Genomic DNA, 7135 nt, shown 5'->3' on the forward strand with positions numbered 1-7135 from the left:
CCTCTACTGTGCAGGACGCGACCCCGCGTTTGCTGGTTCAGGTGACGTTCCGTGCGTCACCTGAACCGGTAAATCCACTACCGCGCGAGCCGCCCGGCCGTCGGGCCCTGCGCCTTCGCGCCGCGCCGGGGCTTGGTCGGCAGCGCCGCCAGCTTCTCCCGGAGCTCGAGCGCGTACTCGGCCAGCGACTCCACCAGCGACGGCACGTTCGCGGTCTCCGGCTGGACGTCGACGCGCAGGCCGAGCTCGCGCGCGGTGTCGGCGGTCTTCGGGCCGATGCAGGCCACGACCGTCCGCGCGTGCGGCTTGCCGGCGATGCCGACCAGGTTGCGCACCGTGGAGGACGACGTGAACAGCACCGCGTCGAAGCCACCGGACTTGATCGCGTCGCGGATCGGCGCGGGCGGCGGAGCGGCCCGGACGGTGCGGTACGCGGTGACGTCGTCGACCTCCCACCCACGCTCGATGAGGCCGGCGGCCAGCGTCTCGGTGGCGATGTCGGCGCGGGGCAGCAGGATCCGGTCGATCGGGTCCAGCACCTCGTCGTAGGGCGGGAAGTCGGCCAGCAGGCCGTCGCTCGACTGCTCACCGCTCGGCAGCAGCTCGGCCTTCACGCCGAACGCCTCGACGGCCTTCGCGGTGGCGTCGCCGACGCAGGCGATCTTGACGCCGGCGAACGCGCGGGCGTCGAGACCGAACTCGGCGAACTTCTCCCAGACCGCCTTCACCGCGTTGGTGGAGGTGAAGATGACCCACTCGTAGCGGCCGGTGACCAGGCCCTTGATCGCGCGCTCCATCTGGGCGGGCGTCCGGGGCGGCTCGACGGCGATCGTCGGCACCTCCTCGGGGATGGCACCCCAGCCGCGCAGCTGCGCGCTCATCGCGCCGGCCTGCTCCTTGGTGCGGGGTACCAGCACCTTCCAGCCGTACAGCGGCCGCGACTCCCACCAGGAGAGCTTGTCGCGCAGGCCCACGCCGGCGCCGATCGAGACGACGAGCGTGCCGTACAGGCCGATCGCGGCGTCGACGATGCCGTCCAGCGTCGAGACCGACGTGGACTGGGTGTCGGTGGTGCCGTCACCGGTCACCAGCACGGTGGCCTGACCGCTCATGCCGGCCGCGAGCAGCCCGTCGCGCACCGCGGGGAGGTCACCGGCGTCCAGCGTCAGCGTGAGCGAGCCGGGCACCGCGACCATCGCGTCGAAGTCGAGCGCGGTGACGTCGCGGACCTCGACCGTCGTGCGCAGACCACCGGTCGGCGCGCCGGCGTAGCCGGTGACGCCCTCCGCGAGCGGCACACCCGGGACGACCTCGAACGGCACCGACGTGCGGGCGACGGCCTGCACCTCGCGGACGATCGACTCCGCGGTCAGCGGGTCGCCGGCGACCAGACGGGCGACGGTGCGCCCGGACCGGGCCCCCGACAGCAGCACCTTGGCGACGTCTCCCGCCGCGCCCTCGGCGACGCTGACCTCGACCTCGGCGGGCGCACCGGCGACCACCGCGGCCAGCAGGGTCGCCGGGAGCGACCGGTCGTGCAGGATGTGGTCGGCGTCAGCGACGGCGTCGAGCGCACGCCGGGTGAGCAGCCCCGGGTCGCCGGGGCCAGCCCCGACGAACGTGATCCGGCCAGTCGTGGAGCGACGGGTCATGCGGTTCTCCCCATTAGGGTGTCGGCGCCGGCAGCGAGGAGGTCGGCAGCGAGCTGCCGGCCGACTGCTTCGGCGTCGGTGTGCAAATCGTCGTGCGGGGCGATCGTCCGTGCCTCGGTCAGCACCTTCGTGCCGTCCAAGGACGCGACCCTGGCCCGCAGAATGAATTCGGTGGCCGAGTACGTGGCCCACGCCGCGACCGGGGCACTGCACCCGGCCTCGAGGGCGGCGAGCAGGGAACGCTCGGCGATCACTTCGGCTCGGGCACCTGCATCTTCGAGCGAACCGAGCAGTTCGACCAAATCGGGGTCGTCGGACCGGCACTCGACCGCGAGCGCGCCCTGGGCCGGCGCGGGCACGAGCACGTCCGGATCGAGCGCCTCGGTGATCTCGTCGGCGCGCCCCAGCCGGGCCAGGCCGGCCACGGCGAGCACGACCGCGTCCAGCTCGCCGCTGGTGACCTTGCCCAGGCGGGTGTCGACGTTGCCGCGGATCGGTACGCACTGCACGTCGGGCCGGGCGGCGAGGATCTGCGCGATGCGGCGCGGCGCACCGGTGCCGATGCGTGCACCGGGCGGCAGCTTGTCCAGCGTGAGGCCGTCGCGGGCGATCAGCGCGTCCCGGCTGTCCTCGCGTACCGGCACCGCGGCGATCGTCAGCCCGTTGGCGGGCGCGGTCGGCAGGTCCTTGTAGGAGTGCACCGCGATGTCGATCTGGCCGGCGAGCAGCGCGTCACGCAGCGCGGACACGAACACGCCGGTGCCGCCGATCTGCGTCAGCGGCGTCGTCCGGTCGCGGTCGCCCTCGGTGCTGATGTGCACCAGCTCGACGGCGCGGCCGGTGGCCTCCGTGAGCGCTTCGGCGACGTCGCCCGACTGGGCCAGCGCGAGCTTCGAGGCCCGCGTTCCCAGGCGCAGCGCCCGGCTCATCCGTGTGCCTCCGTCTCGGCCGAATTTCCTTCATTGCTCAGCACCCAGGGGTTGCCGTCCGGACCCGCCGGGTCGACCGTCACCGCCGCGGCCGGCCGCGCGTGGCCGTCGAGCAGGAACAGTTCGCGGACCGCCGCAGCGTATCGATCACCGCCAGGGGCCGTGGCCAGCTCTTTCATCCGCACGGTGGGCGTGTGGAGCAGCGTGCCGACGACCCGGCGCACGGTCTTCTCCACCTCACGGCGCGAGGCCTCGTCCAGGTTCGGCAGCCGACCGTGCAGCCGGTCGAGCTCGCCGGCGACGACCTGGTCGGCGCGGGCGCGCAGCGCGACCACGGTGGGCGCGACCTCACCGGCACGCTGCCAGGCCGCGAACGCCTGCACCTCGGACTCGATTATCGCTTTCGCCTGGTCGACCGAGGCCGAGGCCGGGGCGTCGGCCAGCGCGACGGTGAGAGCCTCGATGTCGAGCACGACGACGCCGGGCAGCGTGTCGACCGCCCGCTCGGTGTCGCGGGGCACCGCCAGGTCGAGGATGACCAGATCGGGCGCCGACGGGCCGCGGACCGTCATGGCCGCCGACACGTCCTGGTAGGTGAGCACGGGCTCGGTGGAGCCGGTGGCGCTGACGATGACGTCGACCTCGGCGAGCGCGTCACGCAGGCCGGTCAGGTCACCGCCACGTCCGCCCACGCCGGCGGCGACGCGGTGCGCGGTGTCGGCCGTGCGGTTGAGCACCGTGATGTGCCCGACGCCCTCGCGCTGCAGCGTCGCGGCGGCCAGCGCACCCAGCGAACCGGCGCCGACGACGAGCGCGCGCCGCCCGGCCAGCGGACCCACCCGCTCGGCGCCGAGACGCAGCGCGGCGGTGACGACCGACTGTCCGGCGTGGTCGATGTCGGTGTCGGTGTGGACGCGCTTGCCGACCCGCAGCGCCTGCTGCATGACCTCGTGCAGCACCCGGCCGGGGGCGCCGTGGCCGTCGGCGGCGTTGTACGCGTCGCGGAGCTGGCCGAGGATCTGCGGCTCACCGACCACCAGCGAGTCGAGCCCGGAGACGACCGAGAAGACGTGCCGGACGGCGGCGTCGGAATAGTGGACGTAGAGGTGGTCGGCCAACTCGGCGATGTGGACGCCGGTGCGCGTGGACAGCACCTGGCCGATCTCGTGCAGCGCGCCGTGGAACGTGTTCACCGCGGCGTACACCTCCACCCGGTTACAGGTGGAGAGGACGACCGCTTCGGCCACGTTGGCACCGCCGATGAGCTCGGCGAGCACCCCACCGAGCTGGGGCGGGGACACCGATGCCCGCTCCAGTAGGCGGACGGGTGCGGTGCGGTGGTTCAGACCGACGACGACAACACTCATGCCTGGTGCACGCTCCGCTCGGTGCTCGGAGTTCGATAGCCGCTCACTGGCCGACGACCTCCCGGGCGTCGACGTGCGAGGCCGGCAGAGGGGTAACCGTCCCGGCGCTGTCTGCCTTCCGCTGCTCGTGGAAAGAGAGGATCTGCAGCTCCAACGCGAGGTCGACCTTGCGGACGTCGACGCCGTCGGGGACCTGCAGTACGCACGGGGCGAAGTTGAGAATGCTCGTGACACCGGCCTCGACCAGCCGATCGGCCACTTCCTGGGCCGCGTCGGCCGGCGTGGCGATCACCCCGATCGACACCTGCTCCTCCGCGACCACCCGGTCGAGGTCGTCGATGTGGCGGACGTCCTGGCCGGCGATGCGCTCGCCGACGCGCTCGGCGTCGGCGTCGAAGAGGGCGGCGATCCGGAACCCGCGTGACGCGAAGCCGGCGTAACCGGCCAGGGCGTGCCCGAGGTTACCGACGCCCACCAGCACGACGGCCCAGCGCTGGGTGAGGCCGAGCGCACGGGAGATCTGGTCGACCAGGAGCGCGACCTCGTAGCCGACCCCGCGCGTGCCGTACGAGCCGAGGTGGGAGAGGTCCTTGCGCAGCTTGGCCGAGTTGACGCCGGCCGCCACCGCGAGCTCCTCGGAGGACACCGTGTCGTGGCCGGCGTCGGCGAGGGCGTGCAGGGCGCGCAGGTAGACCGGTAGCCGGGCGACCGTCGCTTCGGGCACACCGCGGGTTCTCCCCGCGGCGCGGATGCGCGGACGATTTCCGGACGACATCGGTCTCCTCGACGGTGCGGACGCCGACTGAATGGTCGCGCCGTCCCGCACCGCCGGGTACTGGGGAAAACCCTGGGGCCCTGGCCAGTGGCGTTCAGCGCTCAACGCTCACCGTAGCCGCTTGTGAACGCCTGCACAAAGTCGACGCCGCAGGCCAGAGGCTCGGTGACGAGCGACACAAGTACCGTTCGTGTTCTTCCCGTCACAACCCGCCCGTTAACCTGCCGGTCACCTCGATTCAGCGTGCGAGGTCGCGCCGCAGACGCGATTCCTCCACCCGCCAGAAGCCGTGCTCCTTGCCGTCGAGCAGAACGACCGGCACCCGGTCGCCGTACTCGTAGGCCAGCTCCGGATCCGCGTCGACGTCGACCTCGTTCCAGACGACGCCGGTCTCGGTCGAGATCCGCTTCATCACGTCTTTGGCGTCGTCGCACAGATGACAGCCGACCCGGGTCAGCAATGTCACGGCGTGATCAGTCGCGGCCATGACAAAAGTTTGCCACCCCCGCGTCCGTCACCAGAGGGATGGCTGAGTCCGACGCGTTCCGAGGGACGTTCGGGGGCCAATCACGGGCATGTTGGCGCGCCGCTGTCCCCAGTACGGGGGCGGTGACTACTTTTTGCTACTTGGAGTGGTGCGGCAGTGCCAGGATGTGCCGCAGTGCACGACAAGGGGGCCGGAATGGAAGAAATGTCGTGGAGTGTGCGTCCCCGACGCGGCGAGAGCCGGGGGGAAAGTATGATCTCTCCGTTACTAGATTTGTACATTCTGTAATCGGTCCGCCCGGACACCGTCCAACCGCTCGACCGAAGCCGTTGCTCGCGGCTTCTCCGACGATCGCGGCGGGCCATTTGGGGGGACGGTCATGATCGGCGGGACGGTGGGGTTCGGCGCGTTGCCGGGGGGCATCGAGCTGGACCTCGACCTATCCGACCTGCGGAAAGCGCTGGGCGACCTGCGTAACCGCACCACGCTCACCAGCCGGGCCGGCCTGTCCGGACTCGCGCCGGGGCTGCGCTGCTTCACCGGCCGGCGTGACGGCGCGCGGATTCCGTGGGCCCGCGGTGCCATGTCGGTTCCGCGTGCGGACGGCGATGCCGACAGCACGCCGACCGCCGCGCTGCCGCTGCCCGCGCTCCCGGCGAGCGGCTCCGCGCCCGCGCCGGCACTTCCGGCGCAGCCGGGCGTGGAGACCGACGCGCCCGGCGCCGAGCCGCACCGCGCCGACCCGCGCCCCAACCGGCCGGGCCGGCCGAGCTCGCGTGCGCTGCGCAACCCGGCACCCCGCCGTCCGGTCGACGACGCGGAGACCACGGGTGGCGTCGCGATCGGCACCGGGCCGGGCCCGGAGGACCCCGAGCAGCGCAACCACGTCCCCCGCCCGACCCGCAGCACCGGCCGTGGCCGGGCCCCGGTCACCGCGCCCGACCTCGACGGCGAGGACGTCTGGGAGCTGGTGCGGCAGGCGCAGGCCGGTGATCCCCAGGCGTTCGCCCGGATCTACGACCGGTACTTCGACACGGTCTACCGGTACATCTCGTACCGGATCGGTTCGCGCACCGTGGCCGAGGACCTGACCAGCGAGGTGTGGCTCCGCGCGCTGCGCCGCATCGGCAGCGTCACCTGGCAGGGGCGCGATCTGGGCGCCTGGTTGGTCACCATCGCCCGCAACCTGATCGCCGACCACTACAAGTCCGCGCGTGCCCGCCTGGAAGTCACCACCGCGGACATGCTCGAGGCCGACGACGAGGCGCCGGGGCCGGAGGGTCGCCCGGAGGCCGAGGTGCTCACCCGGCTCGACAACGCCACGCTCCTCGACGCCGTCCGCCGCCTCAACCCCGAACAGCAGGAGTGCATCACCTTGCGTTTCCTCCAAGGGCTCTCGGTCACCGAGACCGCCCAGATCATGGGCAAGAACGACGGCGCCATCAAGGCACTCCAGTACCGGGCGGTGAGAACGCTCGGCCGCCTGCTTCCGGAGGGATTCACGCCGTGAAGCGCCTCGCCCCCGTAACCCGTGGACGGCGCGCCGCGTTATCCGGGGTGCCGAGGCGATCGGTTCCTCGGTCCGGTGATGCCGGTACGTGGGGGGCGGAGAGGAGGTGCCCACGGTGATGTTGAGCCCAGCGGAACGCCGTCGGGCGCGGGACTTCAACGCTCGGACGTCGGCTCGCCGAGGCGCTCGGGCAAGTGACCATCCCGGGCGCTCGCGACATACCGGCCAGCACGCGGCGCCGGCGCACTCGGCGGGGGCTCACCGCGCGGACGAGGACGTCACCGACCTGGTGCGGCTGGCCGAGCGGCTGTCGAGTGCCGGCTCCCAGGTGCAGGCGGACGACGAGTTCCGCGACCGGTTGCGCCAACGTCTGATCGCCGTGGCGTCCGTCCACGGCATCAACGCCGAACCGGGG

The 7135-nt window shown here is 72.3% G+C and carries 6 protein-coding genes; 1 reads left to right on the forward strand and 5 read right to left on the reverse strand.

The window, feature by feature from the left end:
- Positions 1-77: 77 nt before the first annotated feature.
- The 5 genes from ABD437_RS07550 to ABD437_RS07570 form a co-directional block, all read right to left on the reverse strand.
- Positions 78-1652: a bifunctional uroporphyrinogen-III C-methyltransferase/uroporphyrinogen-III synthase gene (locus ABD437_RS07550; RefSeq protein WP_344648005.1), complete on the reverse strand. Its 1575-nt coding sequence runs from the start codon at positions 1650-1652 to the stop codon at positions 78-80.
- Positions 1649-2581 carry a hydroxymethylbilane synthase gene (gene hemC / locus ABD437_RS07555; RefSeq protein ID WP_344648006.1) on the reverse strand — a complete coding sequence of 311 codons (933 nt, stop codon included), beginning with the start codon at positions 2579-2581 and terminating at the stop codon, positions 1649-1651. Before hemC ends, ABD437_RS07550 begins: the two co-directional genes overlap by 4 nt.
- Positions 2578-3948 (reverse strand): glutamyl-tRNA reductase, encoded by a 1371-nt coding sequence (locus tag ABD437_RS07560; RefSeq protein ID WP_344648007.1) that lies wholly within the window; start codon positions 3946-3948, stop codon positions 2578-2580. Before ABD437_RS07560 ends, hemC begins: the two co-directional genes overlap by 4 nt.
- A gap of 43 nt (positions 3949-3991) precedes the next feature.
- Positions 3992-4723: a redox-sensing transcriptional repressor Rex gene (locus ABD437_RS07565; RefSeq protein ID WP_344648008.1), complete on the reverse strand. Its 732-nt coding sequence runs from the start codon at positions 4721-4723 to the stop codon at positions 3992-3994.
- Positions 4724-4961: 238 nt separating this feature from the next.
- Positions 4962-5210, reverse strand: a complete 249-nt coding sequence (locus ABD437_RS07570) for a glutaredoxin family protein (protein ID WP_344648009.1) — start codon at positions 5208-5210, stop codon at positions 4962-4964.
- A gap of 379 nt (positions 5211-5589) precedes the next feature.
- Here ABD437_RS07570 and ABD437_RS07575 point away from each other — a divergent pair, with 379 nt between their 5' ends.
- Positions 5590-6720 carry an ECF subfamily RNA polymerase sigma factor, BldN family gene (locus tag ABD437_RS07575; protein ID WP_344648010.1) on the forward strand — a complete coding sequence of 377 codons (1131 nt, stop codon included), beginning with the start codon at positions 5590-5592 and terminating at the stop codon, positions 6718-6720.
- Positions 6721-7135 lie beyond the last annotated feature (415 nt).

The sequence above is a fragment of the Cryptosporangium japonicum genome (assembly GCF_039524755.1).
GTDB classification, from domain to species: domain Bacteria; phylum Actinomycetota; class Actinomycetes; order Mycobacteriales; family Cryptosporangiaceae; genus Cryptosporangium; species Cryptosporangium japonicum.

Bases quoted from the DNA above. Each gene is read 5' to 3' on its own strand.
- ABD437_RS07550 (WP_344648005.1), bottom strand. From the start codon at position 1,652: ATGACCCGTCGCTCCACGACTGGCCGGATCACGTTCGTCGGGGCTGGC.
- hemC (WP_344648006.1), bottom strand. From the start codon at position 2,581: ATGAGCCGGGCGCTGCGCCTGGGAACGCGGGCCTCGAAGCTCGCGCTG.
- ABD437_RS07560 (WP_344648007.1), bottom strand. From the start codon at position 3,948: ATGAGTGTTGTCGTCGTCGGTCTGAACCACCGCACCGCACCCGTCCGC.
- ABD437_RS07565 (WP_344648008.1), bottom strand. From the start codon at position 4,723: ATGTCGTCCGGAAATCGTCCGCGCATCCGCGCCGCGGGGAGAACCCGC.
- ABD437_RS07570 (WP_344648009.1), bottom strand. From the start codon at position 5,210: ATGGCCGCGACTGATCACGCCGTGACATTGCTGACCCGGGTCGGCTGT.
- ABD437_RS07575 (WP_344648010.1), top strand. From the start codon at position 5,590: ATGATCGGCGGGACGGTGGGGTTCGGCGCGTTGCCGGGGGGCATCGAG.